Here is a 16,908-nt window from a genome sequence, read left to right on the forward strand (position 1 = left end):
GCCATGTGTGGCATCGTCGCAGCGGTTGCACAGCGCAACGTACAGGAAATTCTGCTGGAGGGTCTTCGGCGCCTGGAGTATCGGGGCTATGACTCTGCCGGGATGACGGTGCCAAGCGGTGGCCAGCTAAAGCGCCACCGTGCGGTCGGCAAGGTGGCCGCACTGGCACAAAAACTCGAGGATGCACCGCTGCCCGGCACCTTTGGTATTGCCCACACCCGCTGGGCCACCCACGGCACGCCCGTCGAGGCCAACGCCCACCCGCACCACAGCAGCGACCGGGTCGCCGTGGTGCATAACGGCATCATCGAAAACTTCGAATCGATCAAACGCCGCCTCGAAGGCGACGGCTATACGTTTGAGTCGCAAACCGATACCGAAGTGATCGCTCATCTGCTCGACGAGCGTATCAAGGGGGGCGCGAGTCTTTATGAGGCGACCCGGCAGATCGTCGCCCAGCTCGGCGGCGCCTACGCGCTGGGGGTGGTGAGCGCCGCGGAGCCGAACGTGGTGGTCGGCGCCCGCCAGGGAAGCCCCCTGGTGGTCGGCGTGGGCATCGACGAGGCGTTTCTCGCCTCGGATCCGATGGCGCTTTTGCCGGTGACCGACCGCTTCATCTATCTCGAAGAGGGCGATCTGGTGGTGCTGCGCGAGCACGGCAAGGTTCAGGTGATCGACCGCGACGGAACATCCGTCGACCGCCCGGTTCAGACCTTCGAGCACGGTGACGGTGCGGCGAGCAAGGGTGAATACCGCCACTACATGCTCAAGGAGATCTTCGAGCAGCCCGGGCTGATCAGCGCGGCGCTGGAAGGGCGCTTGAGCGCCGACAGCGTGCTGGTCGAAAGCTTCGGCCCCGAGGCGGTGTCGCTGTTCAAGGCCACGCGCCAGATCCATATCGTCGCCTGTGGCACGAGCTACCATGCCGGTATGGTCGCGCGCTACTGGCTCGAGCGCTACGCCGGCGTGCCGGTTCAGGTGGAGGTCGCCTCGGAGTATCGCTACCGCTGCCCGGTGGTACCAGACGACACGCTGTTCGTCACGCTCTCCCAGTCCGGCGAAACCGCGGACACCATGGCGGCGCTGCGCTTTGCCAAAACCCTGGGCTATGTGGGAACGCTTGCGATCTGCAACGTGCCGGGAAGCTCGCTGGTACGCGAATCCGATGTGGCGCTGATGACCCGCGCTGGCCCGGAGATCGGCGTGGCCTCGACCAAGGCATTCACCACCCAGCTGGTGGCGCTGATGCTGCTGACGCTGTCGGTGGCGAAGGTAAAAGAGCGGGGCGATTACCGCGACATCGTCGAAGTACTGCGCACGCTGCCCGAGCTTTGCCAAAAAGTGCTGGCGCTGGATAGCCAGATCGAGACGCTCTCCCAGGCCTTTGCCGAGAAGCACCACGCGCTCTTTTTAGGACGTGGCGCCCACTACCCGGTAGCGCTGGAAGGCGCGCTCAAGCTCAAGGAGATCTCCTATATTCACGCCGAGGCGTACCCGGCCGGCGAGCTCAAGCACGGCCCTCTTGCGCTGGTCGACAGCGAAATGCCGGTAGTTTCGGTGGCGCCCAACGATGACCTGCTCGAAAAGCTCAAGTCGAACCTGCAGGAAGTTCGCGCTCGCGGCGGGCAGCTTTTTGTCTTCGCCGACGAGAACGTGGGCATCAAGCCCGAGGAAGGCATCGAGGTACTGACATTGCCCCACGTGCACGAAGCGCTGGCGCCGCTTCTCTATACGCTTCCGCTGCAGCTTCTGAGTTATCACGTGGCGGTACTCAAGGGCACCGACGTCGACCAGCCGCGTAACCTGGCCAAGAGCGTCACCGTCGAATAACGTTGCAAAGATTCACAAATTGGGCTTTGCAAGACGCGGTCAATTGTCGCATCGTATGCGCAACCGCTGCGTTGCAACACGTCGTTAGTGTGCTTATCATTCGGCGGTGTCTCTCCACCTAAACGCCCAGGATCTCGCCGCCATGACTCCATCAAACGCCCTCGCAGCCCGGTGCTCCAACCGCCGGGGTGCCTGGCTGTTGATCTCGTTTGTGCTTCTCGCTTTTCCCTCGCTCGCCTTCGCCGCCCCCGGCCCCATCGATCTCACCACGTCTGCTGCCGGTATCACCGCCGTTGCGCTGTTTATCCTCGCCTATGCGCTGGTGATGTCCGAAGAAATCATCCACATGCGCAAGTCCAAGCCCGTGCTGGTTGCGGCGGGGCTGATCTGGGCGATCGTGGCTTGGGTCTACGTGCAGGCGGGCATGCCCGAGGTCTCGGAGGAGGCGTTTCGCGAAACGCTTCTGGAGTACACCGAGCTTTTGCTGTTTTTGCTGGTGGCGATGACCTACATCAACGCCATGGAGGAGCGCCGGGTGTTCGATGCGCTGCGCGCCTGGCTCGTGCGCAAGGGCTTTAGCTACCGTAGCCTTTTCTGGATCACCGGCGTGCTCGCCTTTTTCATCTCGTCGATCGCCAACAACATGACCACGGCGATGCTGATGTGCGCCGTGGTGCTCAAGGTCGCCGAAGGCGATAACAAGTTCATCGGCCTTTGCTGTGTCAACGTGGTGGTTGCCTCCAACGCCGGCGGCGCCTTCAGCCCGTTTGGCGATATCACCACGCTGATGGTGTGGCAGGGTGGTCAGGTACCGTTCATGGGCTTTTTCGTGCTGCTGGTGCCGGCGATCATCAATTTCATGGTCCCCGCCACCATCATGAACTTCTTCATTCAGAATCGTCAGCCCGCCGCGCTCACCGAAAACGTCTGGCTCAAGCGCGGCGCACGACGCATCATCGTGCTTTTCCTGCTGACCGTGGCGATCTCGGTGCTGTGCCACTCGATACTCTACCTGCCGCCGGCGATGGGCATGATGTTCGGTCTCGGGCTTTTGCAGTTCTTCGGCTACTACCTGCGCCGGAGCCTGCCGCGCTCGCTCGAGCGCAAGCGTGAGCGCTACTCGCGCCGCGGCGACTGGAAAAAGCTCGAGCAGCTTGGAAGCGTGGTGCCCTTCGATATCTTCAGCCGGATCGCCCGCTCCGAGTGGGACACGCTGCTGTTCTTCTACGGGGTGGTGCTGTGCGTGGGCGGGCTCGGGTTCATGGGCTATCTCGCGCTTCTCTCCGAGACGCTCTACGGCGGCTGGAACCCGGTCTGGGCCAACGTGGTGTTGGGGCTGATCTCGGCGGTGGTGGATAACATTCCCGTCATGTTCGCCGTGCTCTCCATGGCGCCGGACATGTCCGAGGGCAACTGGCTGCTGATCACCCTGACCGCTGGCGTAGGCGGAAGCCTGCTCTCCATGGGCTCGGCGGCGGGCGTGGCGCTGATGGGTCAGGCCCGCGGCATCTACACCTTTGCGGTGCATCTACGCTGGGTGCCGGCCATTTTGCTCGGCTACGCCGCGAGTATCGGCGCGCACCTGTTGATCAACGCCTCGCTGTTCTAGGCTTGCAAGCGTTTGACGTATGTCGTTTAGCCAAACGAAAACCGCCCTCGAAGGAGGGCGGTTTTTTTGTTCGGCAAATTCGTTTGGCAAAACTGGCGGGGCTTACAAATCGTGGCCGGTGATGACCTGACAAATATCGGCGAAGCTGCTGGCCATGGGGATGGCGGAGCTCGATACCTTGCTGTTCGCGCCCTTGCCGATGGCATTTTGAATATCGGTCACCGAGATCAGGCCGCGAACGCTCAGCGCGTGCTCGGCGTTGTGCTCGGTGATCAACAGGTGCTGCTCGGTAAAGCTCTCCATGGAGAGAATCAGATCCTGAATGCTCAGGGATTCCAGATGCTCCAGCGGCATGGCGCTGAGCTTCTCCCAGGGCGTCATGATCATCTCGGCGGTGACTTCCTCGCGATCGATCTGGCGCTGCTGCATGGCCAGGTTCACGCGGCGAGTGCCGATCACTTCCTTGGAGGTCAGCACGCCGATGCAGTGGCCTTCCGGATCGATTACGAACAGCAGGCGAACACCGCTGTGGCGCATTTTCAGATTCGCCTCGTTGATCGGCATATCCGAGGCTACCGACTGCGGGGCAACTTGTTTGAAATCGGTCAAAAGCTCGAACGCCGGGCTGTCCGGGGTCAGCTTTTTCGCCGCCGGAGTGGTCAGGAACGGGGTCTGGCCGAATTGGACAAGCGGCTTGGGTTTGCGAACCATCAGATTCATGGCGATACCTCCAGAGTAAGAGTGAGCGAGCCTTGGAGCCCGTTTCGTACTTCAAGAGTTACACATGATTCTTATCACAAGCTTAAGAGTGTCCAAACTTTGTTAAATGAAGGTGATAACCCAACGCTATGACGGTGTAGCCGCCGCGTGACGTGCAAGCACTGCGCGCACGCGAAGCCCGCCGTCGGGGGCGTCCTCGAGACTCAGTTCACCCGAGTGGCGCGTGACCAGCCGCCCGACGATCGAAAGCCCCAGACCTGCCCCGGCACCTGGCCCCGCGCGCTGAAAACGCTCCAGGGCGCGCAGGCGCTCGCTCTCGATAATGCCCGGGCCCTGGTCGTCGACGAGAACGGTGACGGTTTTTGCATCGGCCTTTAGGGTGACGGTCACGGTGGTCTGGGGTGGGGCGTGCTGCAGCGCGTTGCCGACCAGGTTCTGGATCAGCGTTTCGATGGCGCCGGGCTCCTCATCCATGCGCCAGCTTGCGTGCGGGTCGGCATTCATTAACAGCTGATGGCCGCTTTTGGCGGCCAGCGGCGAGAGCTTCGCCAGCGTTTCGCGAGTTTCAAAAGCGACGTCGATACGCCTGGCCGCCGGCGGCGCATCCACGTCCGGGTCGAGCCGTGCAAGCGTCAAAAGCTGGCCCACCAGCCGGGTGGCGCGCGCTACGCCATCGCGCAGGAGCGTCAACGAGGTCCCGCGATCCTCGGCGTTATCGGCGGCCAGCGCGTTCTGGGCGTGAAGGTCGAGCACGGCCAGCGGCGTTCGAAGCTCGTGGGTAGCATCGGCGATGAAGCGCTTTTCGCGCGCTCTTAATCGACCCACTCGTTCGAGCAGCCGGTCGAGCGCGCCGGCGATGGTGGCAAGCTCGAGCGGCAGTGGCTCCCGCGAGAGCGGTTTCAGATTATTAGGGTCGCGGTTTCGGATCTGTTCGGCCATGCGCGACAGCGGCGACAGCCCCCAGCCGATCGACCACCACAAAAGCGCCGTCAAAAGCGGCAGACCCAACAGATCCGGCATCAGGGTGCGAAGTGCCACCCGGGCGATCAGCTCGTCGCGCACGTCCTCACGCTCGCCCACGACCACCCGGCGGTCGGTCTCCGGCACGCTCAGCGTGTAGACGCGCCATGCCTGGTTCTCTACCTCGAGCGAGGAGTAGCCCGGCGGCTGCCGGTTGAGCGCCGCGGTTGGGGCCGCCGTCGAACGCAGCAGCAGCGAATCACCTTCCCAGAGCTGGAACACCAGCGGGCTTTCGTAGCGGTGGCTTTCGTAGAGAGGACTGTCGGCGCGCTCCGATGCGCCTTCTGCCTCGGAGAGCGCCCGGGCGAGGCTCTCCAGCAGCACGTCGCGGTCGGCCTCGGGCAGCGGCGCGCGCAAAAATCCTTCGAGCAGCCGCGCGTTTTGCGAAAGGCTCGCGTCGTAAAGCTCCTCGATCTCCTGGGCGGCGTAGCGATAGCTGATATAGCCGATGACCAGCACGCTAAGACCAAACACCAGCAGGGTCAGGCCGAGAGTGCGCTGGCGAAGCGATGTCACGGCGCAGGCTCTGCGGTGGCCTTGTCCATCACGTAGCCGATGCCGCGCACGGTGCGCACCGCGTCGCTGAAGAGCTTGCGGCGAAGATGATGAACGTGCACCTCGATGGCGTTACTCTCGACATCCTCCTCCCAGCCGTAAAGCAGCTGAGCGAGCGCGTCACGGGTGAACACGCGCCCCGGATGGCTCATGAACTCCTGCAGCAGGGTAAACTCGCGGCGCGACAGCGCGATCTCCTGGCCCTGGTAGGTGACGCTGAGCGACTCCGGGTCGAGCTCGATACCGCGGCAGCAAAGCCTGGAGCTTACCTGACCCTGGCTTCGGCGTAAAAGCGCCCGCAGGCGCGCCTTGAGCTCCTCGACCTCGAAGGGTTTGGTCAGGTAGTCGTCGGCACCGGCGTCGAGCCCGGCAATGCGGCTGTCGACACCGTCGCGGGCGGTGAGGATCAGCACGGGCACCTGTACGTTGAGACGGCGTGCGCCTTCCAGCACCGCCATGCCATCCAGGCGCGGCAGGCCCAGGTCCAGAATAACCGCATCAAAAATTTCGTTTTTCAGGACGTTCAACGCCGCGGCGCCATCGCCAAGATGATCCACGGTGTAGTGTTCGGGCTTCAAGGCCAGGCGAATTCCCGACGCTAGACTGGGATCGTCTTCGACCAGCAGTATACGCATAGCAGTGCAGGACTCCTTTCATTCACAGCGGGACCGGACGAATCCGTCGCGTTACGTCGGAGAAGCTAACATGCCATGTCACGAAGCGTTCGACCACTATTGCGTGGGCGCGTGCCCTTTCAAGCAGCGCCGCGAAGCGCTCTTGAAGCTCGGTGCGGTGACAGACCCGTCCTGTCAGGCCGACCTGCAGCGCGCGTTACAGCGGATGAAGCGTGCACCGAAAAGCGATTGGCAGGGGCTTCGCGTCGTCAAACGAGGCGCTCACATCGAGACGGCGCTATGGATCGAGCCCATGGAGGGGGCCATCGCCCGGCTCTGGCTACCCGGTGTTCAGCACGCGTGTGTGGGCGCGCTTTTGAGAGATGCCCGTCAGTCGGTCGACGAGCAGGGAGTCGCACTTTGCCACGTGGCGCTTGCGGCAGGTGACAGACACTGGGAGCCGGTGCTTGTAGAAAGCGCCATGGAGCGCTTGGCTACGCTTTGGCACTTGAACGTCACGCTTTCAACGCTGCCAGCAATGCCAGAAACAACACCGGAAACACTCGAGGTAGCTCCATTCGACGCGCTTAACCGCGAACAGCAGCTTGGCTTGTTACAAGGCGTCAGCGACGGCTCGCTCGACTGTCCGGCGCTGCTCGAGGCGCTGCCGATACGAACGCTACTGTCGGGATTTTACGCCGGGGCTCCCGATGCCCCCAGGCACTGGTATCGCATTCTTCACGATGGCGAAACGGCGGGTGTGCTGCTGCTGGCGCCGCAAGGCCCCGCGCGCTGGGAGCTTCAGCTGATGGGGTTATTGCCGGGCTTACGCGGTCGAGGGCTTGGCCGGGCGCTTTTAGAGCGGGCGATGCGGCTGGCGTTTCAGGCTGGCGCCCGTGAGCTTTGTCTAACCGTCGATGCGCAGAACGCCCCGGCCGTCAGGCTTTACCTCGATGCCGGGTTCGAGCGTGAAAGCGAGCAATGGCTTTATGCGTGGCGTCAGCCTTCGTAATCGCGGCAAACGGTCGTTGAAAAACGCCTTTTTACTCTATACTGAGGGCGTTCGCACAAGGACGACTGTTCAATTCATGGAGGAACGCTGGTGAAAATCATTCTCGGTATTATCGTATTTATCTTCCTCGTCGGTTTGTTGACGCTAACGGGCGTGTTCAAGCTCATCTTCTGACGGTGTCGGCGTGGGCTTGACGTTCGAGCCAGCCATCGGTCGCGACGCACTAGCGCTCGCGATCGTTTCCCCCTTTTTCTTCACGCCCCGACGTGGCTTTCGGCCGGTCGGGGCGATGTGTCATACAAGGAGTCCACGGTGAGCGTCAGGCGCGTAGCGGCAGTAGTGTTCGGCGTTTTATCAAGCGTCGCCGTGGCCGGTGAGACCGGAGAGGGCGAGGCGGTCTATGACCGGCTCTGCATGGCGTGTCACCAAACCGGCGTGGCCGGCGCGCCGATCCGCGGCGAAAGCGATCACTGGACGGCGCGCCTGGAGCAGGACGTCGAGACGCTGGTGCAGCACGCCATCGACGGCATCGGCGCCATGCCGCCCCGCGGCGGCAATCCCAACCTGACCGACGACGAGATACGTGCGGCCACGCACTATCTGATCGAGCCGGTCATGGCGACGCCGGCTGAAAAGAGCGAGGCGTTTGATGAGAGTGTCGAGGGCGAGACGCCGCTACCGGTTGCTGACGATGCCGAGTCTGACACCGAAAGCGAAGGCTCAAGCGTCGATCACCGCCGTCTCGACGGCGAGGCGCTTTACGTTCGCGCGCGCTGCGCCACCTGCCACGCCACCGGTATCGCCCGCTCGCCGAAACTGGGTGACGCAAGCGCCTGGCGGGAGCGGCTGGCGCAGGGGCGTGAGACGCTCTATCAAAGTGTGATCCTGGGCAAGGGCGTGATGCCACCCCGGGGCGCGAGCACCGCCAGCGACGACGAGCTCAAGGCGATGGTGGACTACATGATCGAGCGCGTCCGCTAACGCGCCCATTCAAATCATCCACAGCCGATCGGCTCGGTCCGGCTGTGGATAACTCGATATTCACCCGACTTTATCGTGCGCGTATCTAGCCCAGCAGCGAGCGCAGCCCGGCGATCGCGTCCTTGCCGCGCGCCTGCTTCTTGTCCGGGTCTTCCTTGTCGGCGCGGCCTTCCCATTCGAGGTCGTCGGCGGGCAGCTCGTCGAGAAAGCGGCTCGGCTGGCAGTCCATCAGTTCGCCGTACGCCTTGCGCTGGCGGGCGAGCGTCATGGTCAGCGTGCGCCGGGCCCGGGTGATGCCCACATAGGCCAGGCGGCGTTCTTCCTCGACGGTCCCGACCTCGATGGCGTTACGGTGGGGTAGCAGATCCTCTTCGAGCCCCATCAAGTAGACGTGGGGAAACTCGAGGCCCTTGGAAGCGTGCATGGTGAGTAGCTGCACGCGGTCGGAGTCGTCCTCCTCGGCCTGCTGCTCGAGAATATCGCGCAGCACCAGCCGCGAAATCGCGGCTTCGACGCCGTCGGTTTCTGTTGCCGTCGAGTCGCCCTCCTCTTCCGGGTCGCGATTGAGCGACTTCTCGAGCTGATCGATCAAAATCCACACGTTGGCCATGCGCCGTTCGGCGATGGTCGGGGCGCTGGCATTCTGGTAGAGCCAGGCTTCGTAATCCATGTCGCGCAGCATGTCGCGAATGGCGGCGATGGCATCGCCCTGGTCCATGCGCTTTCTGACCCCTTCGATGAAGTGGGTAAAGCGCCCCAGACGCTCCACCGCCCGGGTCGGCAGCACCTGTTCCAGCCCCAGTTCGCGGCAGGCGTTGAACAGCGAAATGGCGCGGCCGGAGGCCTGGTCGTTGGCGTAGTTGGCGAGCTTTTCGAGCGTACCGGGGCCGATCTCGCGGCGCGGCACGTTGACGATGCGCAAGAAGGCGTTGTCGTCCGCCGGGTTGATTAGAAGGCGCAGGTAGGCCATGGCGTCCTTGATCTCGTTGCGCGAGAAAAACGAGGTGCCGCCGGAGAGCTTGTAGGGAATCTGGTAGTGCTGGAGCTTGAGCTCCAAAAGCCTGGCCTGAAAATTGCCCCGGTAGAGTACCGCGAAGTCGCGCCACTCCGCTTTCTCCTTGATGCGCCGGGTGAGCATTTCGCTCGCCACCCGCTCCGCCTCGGCCTCCTCGTGGCGGTTGACTACCACGCGGATCGGCGCGCCGTCGCCCATCTCCGACCAGAGCGTCTTGTCGTAGACGTGGGGGTTATTGGCAATCAGCGTGTTCGCCGCGCGCAGGATGGTACCGGTGGAGCGATAGTTCTGCTCGAGCTTGATGACGTTGAGCCGCGGAAAATCCTCGCCCAGCGTCACCAGATTTTCCGGGCGCGCGCCGCGCCAGGCGTAGATCGACTGGTCGTCGTCGCCGACCACGGTGAAGGTGGCGCGCTCGTCCATCAAAAGCTTCACTAAAAGATACTGCGAGACGTTGGTGTCCTGATACTCGTCCACCAGCATGTAGTGGATCTTGCGCCGCCAGCGCGCCAGCGCCTCTGCGTCGTTTTGCAAAAGCACTACCGGCAGCAGAATCAGGTCGTCGAAATCCACCGCGTTGTAGGCTTTCAAATGGCGCATGTAGGCTTCATACACCCGCGCGGCGAACTGCTCGTCCTCGTCTTCGGCGTGGGATAGCGCCTGGCTTGGCAGCACCAGATCGTTTTTCCAGGTGGAGATCTTCGCCTGCACCGCGTTGATCTGCTCGGCATCGACCTGGGCGTCCTTGTTCATCAGATCGCGCAAGAGCGCCTTGGCGTCTTCCGGGTCAAACAGCGAAAAGCCCGGCTTGTAGCCCAACGTTTTCAGTTCGCCACGAATGATGTTGAGCCCCAGGGTGTGGAAGGTGGAGACGGTCAGTCCGTGGCCCTCCTTACCCTTGAGCATCTGGCCGACCCGCTCTTTCATCTCGCGGGCGGCCTTGTTGGTGAAGGTGACCGCGGCGATTCGCCGCGCGCTCATGCCGCACTCCTGCACGAGATAGGCGATCTTGGTGGTGATCACGCTGGTCTTGCCCGAGCCTGCGCCGGCCAGTACCAGGCAGGGGCCGTCGATATATCGAACCGCCTCTTGCTGTCGCGGGTTGAGGCCTTTGATGCGGCTGAGAATAGAGGACATGATCACTACCTGAGAGGAAAGCGGGACGCTTTGGCCGTATCATACAGGCCGGCAAGACGAAGGCGAAACCGGTGAATAAAAGTGGCCGGTAGCGTCTAAAAAATCTTTTATAGCATTAGACCAAAGTTCTATAAGAGCTTGTATAATACGCGACCGCTAAAGGCGCCACGCCTTTGCTTTCCGCGTTGAGCCTGCCCCGGCCGTTGATCTACCGGCCGGCGCAGCACGCAAAGGAAGAGGCATGTTTGAAGTAGCGCTGTTCGAGCCGCGCATGGCGCCCAATACGGGCAACATCATGCGCCTGGTGGCCAATAACGGCTGTCGGCTGCATTTGATCGAGCCGTTGGGCTTCGATCTCGAGGAGAAGAAGCTTCGCCGCGCGGGGCTCGACTATCGGGACCTGGCCAACGTGACGCGCCACGCCAATTTCGCCGCCTTTGTCGAGGCGATGGCCGGCCGCCGGATCTGGGCGATCACCACGAAAGGCGTCAAGGCGCACAGCGAGGCCGCCTTCGCCCCGGGGGACGTGCTGCTGTTCGGCTCGGAAACCGGCGGGCTCTCAGCGGATGCCCACGCCGCGATCGACGATGCCCAAAAGCTTCGGATCCCCATGCAGCCCAACAACCGCAGTCTCAATCTCTCCAACGCCGTCGCGGTGGTGAGTTACGAAGCCTGGCGCCAGCAGGGCTACCAGGGCGCCGGCGGTTAGGCGGCGGTGACGCCGTAGCGGTCGCGGTAGGCGCGCACCGCCTCGGCGTAAGCGAGCATCTCGCCGCCGGCATGCTCTTCGAGATATTCAAGTACCTGCTCGAGCGTGACGATACTAACGACGGGCATGCCGTAGTCGGCGGTGACTTCCTGCAGCGCGCTCTTCTCGCCCTGGCCGCGCTCCTGGCGATCCAGCGCGATGATGACGCCGGCGGCGCGGGCGCTTTGAGCCTCGATCAGCGTCATGACCTCGCGAATGGCGGTACCGGCGGTGATCACATCGTCGATGATCAGAATGTCGCCGGCAAGCGGTGCGCCGACGATGTTGCCGCCCTCGCCGTGGGCCTTCGCTTCCTTGCGATTAAAGGCGTAGGGCATGTCCCGGTCGTGATGGTCGGCAAGCGCCGCGGCGGTCACGGCGGCCAGGGGAATGCCCTTGTAGGCCGGGCCGAAGAGCACATCGGCGCGAAGGTCGCTGTCCATGATCGCCTGGGCGTAGAAGCGGCCGAGTTTGGCCAAGGCGCGCCCGGTTTGAAAAAGACCGGCGTTGAAGAAATAGGGGCTGACACGCCCGGACTTGAGCGTGAACTCGCCGAATTTGAGTACGCCCTGTTCGATGGCGAAGGCGATGAAGTCGCGCTGATAGGTTTTGAGAGTCGAAGTCACAATGATCGTCTCTTGAGTCGAAAGTGAGTGAAAGTAACCGATTTGATCAGGTAACACGCCTGATTGAGGCTGCCTATTTACCCAAACGTCGAAACGTCGGGTATCATACCGCAGCGACGCAAAAGGGACGATTTATGAAAATTGCCAGCATTAATGTCAATGGTATACGCGATGCCGTCGACCGAGGCTTCCTGGACTGGCTGGCTCAGCAGGATGTCGACGTGGTCTGCGTGCAGAATCTCAAGGCCAAGAGCTTCGAACTGGGCGACCATATCCTCTATCCGGAAGGCTTCGAAGGCTATTTTCTCGATGCCGAGGAGGACGGCTTCTCCGGCGTGGGCCTTTATTGTCGCAAGATTCCCAAGGCGATCATGTACGGGCTGGGCTTTCCCCAGTGCGACCACGAAGGGCGCTTTTTGCAGGCGGACTATGACCGCTTCAGCATCGCCACGTTTTTGATGCCCGACGGCTCGGACCAAAAGGCCAAGCACGCCTTCATGGAGCAGTACCAGGAGTACCTGACCAAGATGTCGCGCAAGCGCCGCGAGTACATCATCTGCGGGACCTGGCACATCGCCCACAAGACCGTCGATCTGGCCAACTGGTCCGATAACCAGCTCACCTCTGGCTTTCGCCCGGAAGAGCGCGCCTGGATGGACCAGGTGCTCGGCCCGACCGGCTTCATCGACACCTTCCGCGAAATCAACCGCGACGCCGGCGAATACACCTGGTGGCCGAAGCTCGACCAGGACGTTCCTCGCGACCGCCAGGAAGGTTGGCGCATCGATTACCAGCTGGTCGGCCCGAACTTTCGCCGCCACGTGGTCGACGCCTGGATCGACTATGACGCCACCTTCTCCGAGTACGCGCCGCTGATCGTCGAGTACGATCTCGCGCTTTAAGCGAAGACGGCTTCCCGCGTCGCCTTTAGCGAGCCGTTCGCAAAAAGGCCAGCATCATGCTGGCCTTTGGCGTTTCTACACGTTGACGTTTCTACATGGGCGCAGCCGATCAGCCGCGAATGCCCAGTGCCTCGCGCTGATGCTCGAGCAGCTCGGCGCCGGCCTTCTCGGCCAGATCCAGCATGGCGTTGAGTTCGTGGCGGCTGAAGGCTTTGGTCTCGGCGGTGCCCTGCACCTCGATCAGCTCACCGCTTTCGGTCATCACCACGTTCAGATCGGTGTCGGCCTTGCTGTCTTCCGGGTAGTCCAGATCCAGCACCGCCGACCCCTTGAAGATGCCCACCGAAATCGCGCTCACCAGCTGTTTGAACGGGTCGCCCTTGATCTTTTTCTCGCGCTGAAGAAAACGGATCGCATCCACCAGCGCCACGCAGCCGCCGGTGATCGCTGCGGTGCGGGTGCCGCCGTCGGCCTGGATCACGTCGCAATCCACGGTGATGGTGAACTCGCCGAGCTTCTTGAGATCCACCGCCGCGCGCAGGCTGCGCCCGATCAGCCGCTGGATCTCGAGCGTGCGTCCGCCCTGCTTGCCGCGGCTGGCTTCACGGCCGCCTCGCGTGTGGGTGGCGCGGGGCAGCATGCCGTACTCGGCGGTGACCCAGCCCTGGTGCTTGCCGCGCAGCCAGCGCGGCACGCCCGCCTCGACGCTTGCGTTACACAGCACTTTGGTATCGCCGAACTCCACCAGCACCGAGCCCTCGGCGTGGCGGGTATAGTCACGGGTCAGGCGAATATCGCGCAGCTGGTCGGCCTCGCGGCCGCTGGGGCGAACAACATCGGGACGCATGGCACCTCTCAATTGCGCGTGAGCGCGCAGAATTCATAAAAGGCGCCCATTGTACACGTCCTGACCGCCTAAACCCGCCCACCTCAGGTAGACTGGCGCAAATGCGCTCTCACAAGGATGACCTCAATGGCCGCTACTCACCGCGTACACAGCATGACCGCGTTTTCCCGGGCCGAAGAAGCCAGCGCCATCGGCACCCTGCAGATCGAAATCCGCTCCGTGAACCAGCGCTACCTGGACCTGCATTTTCGCCTGCCGGAGGCGCTGCGCGATCTCGAGCCCGCCCTGCGCGAAGCGCTCAGGCAGCGCCTGGCCCGCGGCAAGGTAGAGTGCACTCTGCGCTTCGAAAGCGCCGAGGAGGCCCAGGCGCCCAGTGTCGACGAGGCGCAACTGGCAGAAATCGCCAATGCGTTGGCGACGATCAACGCCCGGATCCCCGACGCCCGCGCGCCCACCACACTCGAGTTGTTGAATTACCCCGGCGTCCTGCAAACCCGTCATCTCGATCAGGATTTGATCAAGGCGCGGGCACTCGCGCTGTTCGACCAGGCACTGTTGGATCTGATCGCCGCCCGCGCCCGTGAAGGCGACAAGCTCGGCGAGATGATCGCGTCACGGCTCGACGCGGTCAGCGAACAGGTCAATCAGGTACGCGGCTTTCTTCCACAAATTCTCGAGCGCCAGCGCGCGCTACTGCTCGAGCGGCTGGAAGCCGCCCGCACCGAGCTTGACCCCCAGCGGCTGGAAGCGGAGCTGGTCATAGTGGCGCAAAAGGCGGACGTCGATGAAGAGCTCGACCGCCTCGACACCCACGTCGATGAGGTGCGCCGCCAGCTCACCCAAAAGGGCCCCCAGGGACGCCGGCTCGACTTTCTGATGCAGGAGCTCAACCGCGAAGCCAACACGCTCTCGTCGAAATCGGTGGTCGCCGACACCACACGATGTGCGGTGGAATTGAAGGTGCTGATCGAGCAGATGCGTGAGCAGATTCAGAATATCGAGTAGACCGATCGGTATGAGATGAGGTCAGCCGAAAGAATGAAGTGTTGGCTGGATAGCCGTTTGATAACCCAGAGCAAGTGGATTAACTTGATTTAAAATCAGTCACTCTTTCCTCGCGGCTCTGGTAAAAACGCGCCATGCACGATCATCACACGTCCTACAATCTGGCGTTGGTCCTGCTCTCTTTCGGCGTGGCCAGCATCGCGTCGTTCACCGCGCTGGACCTTGCCGGCCGCGTTCGGGCAAGCCGCGGGGTCGTGCGCCATTTATGGCTGGCCGGCGGCGCCTTTGCCATGGGCACCGGTATCTGGGCGATGCATTTCGTTGGCATGCTGGCCATGGAGATGGGCGCCCGCGTCGACTACGGCATTTTTCTGACGTTACTCTCGCTGGCGGCAGCGATCGCGTCCTCGGCGCTGGCGCTGTTTATCGTGCAGTCCGGCCGGCTATCGCTATCGCGACTGTCCATCGGTGCGCTGATCATGGGCGGCGGCGTGTGTTTGATGCACTACGTCGGCATGGCGGCGATGCATATCGAAGGCACCATGCGCTACGCGCCAGCGCTTTTTCTGACCTCGGTAGCGATTGCGGTCTCCGCCTCTGGCGTGGCGCTCTGGCTCGCCTTTCGGCTCAACCCGACCGGTACGCGCCGCGCGCCGCTTTGGCAGCGCCTGATTGCGGCGCTGGTCATGGCCGTAGGGATTTCCGGAATGCACTATACCGGCATGGCGGCGGCGGTCTATCCACAAGGGTTCGTGCCCTCTGCCAATGTCGGCATCTCTACCGGCCAGCTGGCCATTAGCGTAGCGCTGGTCTCCACCTGCATCATGCTGGCGGCGCTGATGATCTCGCTGTTCGACGCGCATATGTCGTCGCGCAACGCGCAGCTGGCCGCCTCGCTTCAGGAGGCCAACGCCGAGCTCAAGCAGATGATCTACCGCGACGCGCTCACCCAGCTGCCCAATCGGCTGCTGCTCGAGGAGCGTCTGGAAGAGCAGCTGGGCCAGCAGGCGCCTTTCGCGCTGTTTTTCGTCGATCTGGATCGCTTCAAGCAGGTCAACGATACGCTGGGCCACCACGTCGGCGACCAGCTCATTCGTCAGGCCGCGATTCGCCTGAGAACCACGATTCGCGAGACCGATACGGTCGCCAGGGTCGGCGGCGACGAATTCATCGTACTGCTGGGCGAACACTCCACGCGCGAAGACGCCGCCGAGTTGGCCAAACGGCTGGTGAGCACGCTGGCAAACCCGTTTCAAATTGGCGCGAGCCTGGTCAAGGTCTCGACCAGTATCGGGATCAGCCTTCATCCCGAGGACGGCAGCGACAAGCACTCGCTGATGATTCACGCCGACGCGGCCATGTATGCCGCCAAGCGTATGGGGCGCAACAACTTCCAGTTCTTCGAGCTGGACATGACCTCCCACGAAAAACGCCGCGCCGTCCTCGAGCGGCGCCTGCGTCTGGCGATCGACAACGACGGTTTGCGCCTGGCCTACCAGCCCAGGGTGGATGTCGATAACGGCCGCATTACCGGGGTAGAGGCGCTGCTTCGCTGGGAGGATGAGGAACTGGGTACGGTCGAGCCCAGCGAGATCATCCCGGTGGCCGAGGACACGGGCCTGATCCTGCCGATCGGTGAGTGGGTGCTGCGCACCGCCTGCACCTATGCCTTTGACTGGCAGGAAGAGATGGCGCAGCCGCTGTTCGTCTCGGTCAACATTTCGGCGATCCAGCTCAATAACCGCTACTTCATCGATATGGTCAAGGAGGTGCTCGAACAGACCGGTTTGGAACCCTCTCATCTGGAACTCGAGCTTACCGAAAGCGCGCTGGTGCTCAACCCGGAGGTCGCGTTCACTACGCTAGTCGAACTGCGCGGGATGGGTGTGACGCTTTCAGTCGACGACTTCGGTACCGGCTACTCGAACCTGGCGCTTCTGCGCCGCCTCCCCATCGATCGCTTGAAGATCGACCGCTCGTTCATGTCCCACGTCGTTACCGACGTGCAGGACGCCGCTATCGTCAAGGCTGTCATTGCGCTGGCGCAAAGCCTGGACTTGCAGGTCGTGGCCGAAGGTGTGGAAAGCGAGCAGCAGCTGTCACTGATACGCCAACTTCACACTCATGAGTACCAGGGTTTTTTGTTCAGCGAAGCGCTGGAAGGGGAAGAGTTGAAGCGGTTTTGGGGGCACCACGCTTCAATGATTGATAGAACGAATAACGAAAATTGATTCAAGATACAGAGGGCTCAAAATGAGCCACAAATGGACTGGGAGTGCCCGGTTGG

At 62.5% G+C, this 16,908-nt stretch carries 14 protein-coding genes; 8 read left to right on the forward strand and 6 right to left on the reverse strand.

Translation table 11 applies throughout. From position 1 onward, the window contains the following. Positions 1-3: 3 nt before the first annotated feature. Entirely contained in the window at positions 4-1,830 is a 1,827-nt protein-coding gene (gene glmS / locus RN346_RS00070; protein ID WP_311959109.1) for a glutamine--fructose-6-phosphate transaminase (isomerizing), read from the forward strand. 142 nt (positions 1,831-1,972) lie between these two features. Then, positions 1,973-3,439, forward strand: coding sequence for a sodium:proton antiporter NhaD (gene nhaD, locus RN346_RS00075; RefSeq protein WP_263585649.1), 1,467 nt, complete (start codon positions 1,973-1,975; stop codon positions 3,437-3,439). A gap of 102 nt (positions 3,440-3,541) precedes the next feature. Here nhaD and RN346_RS00080 read toward each other — a convergent pair whose 3' ends face one another. The 3 genes from RN346_RS00080 to RN346_RS00090 form a co-directional block, all read right to left on the reverse strand. Continuing rightward, the gene (locus tag RN346_RS00080; RefSeq protein ID WP_311961774.1) at positions 3,542-4,159 is read right to left on the reverse strand and encodes a CBS domain-containing protein; all 618 of its coding nucleotides are present in this window, start codon (positions 4,157-4,159) and stop codon (positions 3,542-3,544) included. A 126-nt stretch (positions 4,160-4,285) separates the two neighbouring features. Continuing rightward, on the reverse strand, positions 4,286-5,695 hold the full coding sequence (locus RN346_RS00085) for an ATP-binding protein (RefSeq protein WP_263585647.1): 1,410 nt from the start codon (positions 5,693-5,695) through the stop codon (positions 4,286-4,288). Beyond that, complete coding sequence (locus tag RN346_RS00090) at positions 5,692-6,369, reverse strand: response regulator transcription factor (protein WP_263585646.1); 678 nt, start codon at positions 6,367-6,369, stop codon at positions 5,692-5,694. Before RN346_RS00090 ends, RN346_RS00085 begins: the two co-directional genes overlap by 4 nt. A 70-nt stretch (positions 6,370-6,439) precedes the next feature. On the opposite strand from RN346_RS00090, the gene RN346_RS00095 reads away from it, so the two are divergent. After that, entirely contained in the window at positions 6,440-7,360 is a 921-nt protein-coding gene (locus RN346_RS00095; protein WP_311961775.1) for a GNAT family N-acetyltransferase, read from the forward strand. A gap of 312 nt (positions 7,361-7,672) precedes the next feature. Beyond that, on the forward strand, positions 7,673-8,341 hold the full coding sequence (locus RN346_RS00100; protein ID WP_263585644.1) for a cytochrome c5 family protein: 669 nt from the start codon (positions 7,673-7,675) through the stop codon (positions 8,339-8,341). Between the two features lie 85 nt (positions 8,342-8,426). On the opposite strand, the gene rep is transcribed toward RN346_RS00100, so the two are convergent. After that, complete coding sequence (rep, locus tag RN346_RS00105; protein ID WP_311961776.1) at positions 8,427-10,493, reverse strand: DNA helicase Rep; 2,067 nt, start codon at positions 10,491-10,493, stop codon at positions 8,427-8,429. A gap of 241 nt (positions 10,494-10,734) precedes the next feature. On the opposite strand from rep, the gene RN346_RS00110 reads away from it, so the two are divergent. Beyond that, positions 10,735-11,202 (forward strand): tRNA (cytidine(34)-2'-O)-methyltransferase, encoded by a 468-nt coding sequence (locus RN346_RS00110; protein ID WP_311961777.1) that lies wholly within the window; start codon positions 10,735-10,737, stop codon positions 11,200-11,202. On the opposite strand, the gene pyrE is transcribed toward RN346_RS00110, so the two are convergent. Beyond that, on the reverse strand, positions 11,199-11,867 hold the full coding sequence (pyrE, locus tag RN346_RS00115) for an orotate phosphoribosyltransferase (protein ID WP_311961778.1): 669 nt from the start codon (positions 11,865-11,867) through the stop codon (positions 11,199-11,201). The genes RN346_RS00110 and pyrE overlap by 4 nt on opposite strands. A gap of 134 nt (positions 11,868-12,001) precedes the next feature. Between pyrE and RN346_RS00120 the strand changes: the two genes are divergently transcribed. Further along, entirely contained in the window at positions 12,002-12,769 is a 768-nt protein-coding gene (locus RN346_RS00120) for an exodeoxyribonuclease III (RefSeq protein ID WP_263585640.1), read from the forward strand. Between the two features lie 109 nt (positions 12,770-12,878). Here the strand turns inward: RN346_RS00120 and rph are convergent, their stop codons facing one another. Continuing rightward, on the reverse strand, positions 12,879-13,616 hold the full coding sequence (gene rph, locus RN346_RS00125) for a ribonuclease PH (RefSeq protein WP_263585639.1): 738 nt from the start codon (positions 13,614-13,616) through the stop codon (positions 12,879-12,881). Positions 13,617-13,742: 126 nt separating this feature from the next. Here rph and RN346_RS00130 point away from each other — a divergent pair, with 126 nt between their 5' ends. Beyond that, positions 13,743-14,621, forward strand: coding sequence for a YicC/YloC family endoribonuclease (locus RN346_RS00130; RefSeq protein ID WP_311961779.1), 879 nt, complete (start codon positions 13,743-13,745; stop codon positions 14,619-14,621). Positions 14,622-14,755: 134 nt separating this feature from the next. Further along, the gene (locus RN346_RS00135; RefSeq protein WP_311961780.1) at positions 14,756-16,852 is read left to right on the forward strand and encodes an EAL domain-containing protein; all 2,097 of its coding nucleotides are present in this window, start codon (positions 14,756-14,758) and stop codon (positions 16,850-16,852) included. The last annotated feature ends 56 nt before the right edge of the window (positions 16,853-16,908 follow it).

This window comes from Halomonas sp. PAMB 3232 (assembly GCF_031954225.1).
Lineage (GTDB): Bacteria > Pseudomonadota > Gammaproteobacteria > Pseudomonadales > Halomonadaceae > Vreelandella.

Bases quoted from the DNA above. Each gene is read 5' to 3' on its own strand.
- glmS (WP_311959109.1), top strand. From the start codon at position 4: ATGTGTGGCATCGTCGCAGCGGTTGCACAGCGCAACGTACAGGAAATT.
- nhaD (WP_263585649.1), top strand. From the start codon at position 1,973: ATGACTCCATCAAACGCCCTCGCAGCCCGGTGCTCCAACCGCCGGGGT.
- RN346_RS00080 (WP_311961774.1), bottom strand. From the start codon at position 4,159: ATGAATCTGATGGTTCGCAAACCCAAGCCGCTTGTCCAATTCGGCCAG.
- RN346_RS00090 (WP_263585646.1), bottom strand. From the start codon at position 6,369: ATGCGTATACTGCTGGTCGAAGACGATCCCAGTCTAGCGTCGGGAATT.
- RN346_RS00095 (WP_311961775.1), top strand. From the start codon at position 6,440: ATGCCATGTCACGAAGCGTTCGACCACTATTGCGTGGGCGCGTGCCCT.
- rep (WP_311961776.1), bottom strand. From the start codon at position 10,493: ATGTCCTCTATTCTCAGCCGCATCAAAGGCCTCAACCCGCGACAGCAA.
- RN346_RS00110 (WP_311961777.1), top strand. From the start codon at position 10,735: ATGTTTGAAGTAGCGCTGTTCGAGCCGCGCATGGCGCCCAATACGGGC.
- RN346_RS00120 (WP_263585640.1), top strand. From the start codon at position 12,002: ATGAAAATTGCCAGCATTAATGTCAATGGTATACGCGATGCCGTCGAC.
- rph (WP_263585639.1), bottom strand. From the start codon at position 13,616: ATGCGTCCCGATGTTGTTCGCCCCAGCGGCCGCGAGGCCGACCAGCTG.
- RN346_RS00130 (WP_311961779.1), top strand. From the start codon at position 13,743: ATGGCCGCTACTCACCGCGTACACAGCATGACCGCGTTTTCCCGGGCC.
- RN346_RS00135 (WP_311961780.1), top strand. From the start codon at position 14,756: ATGCACGATCATCACACGTCCTACAATCTGGCGTTGGTCCTGCTCTCT.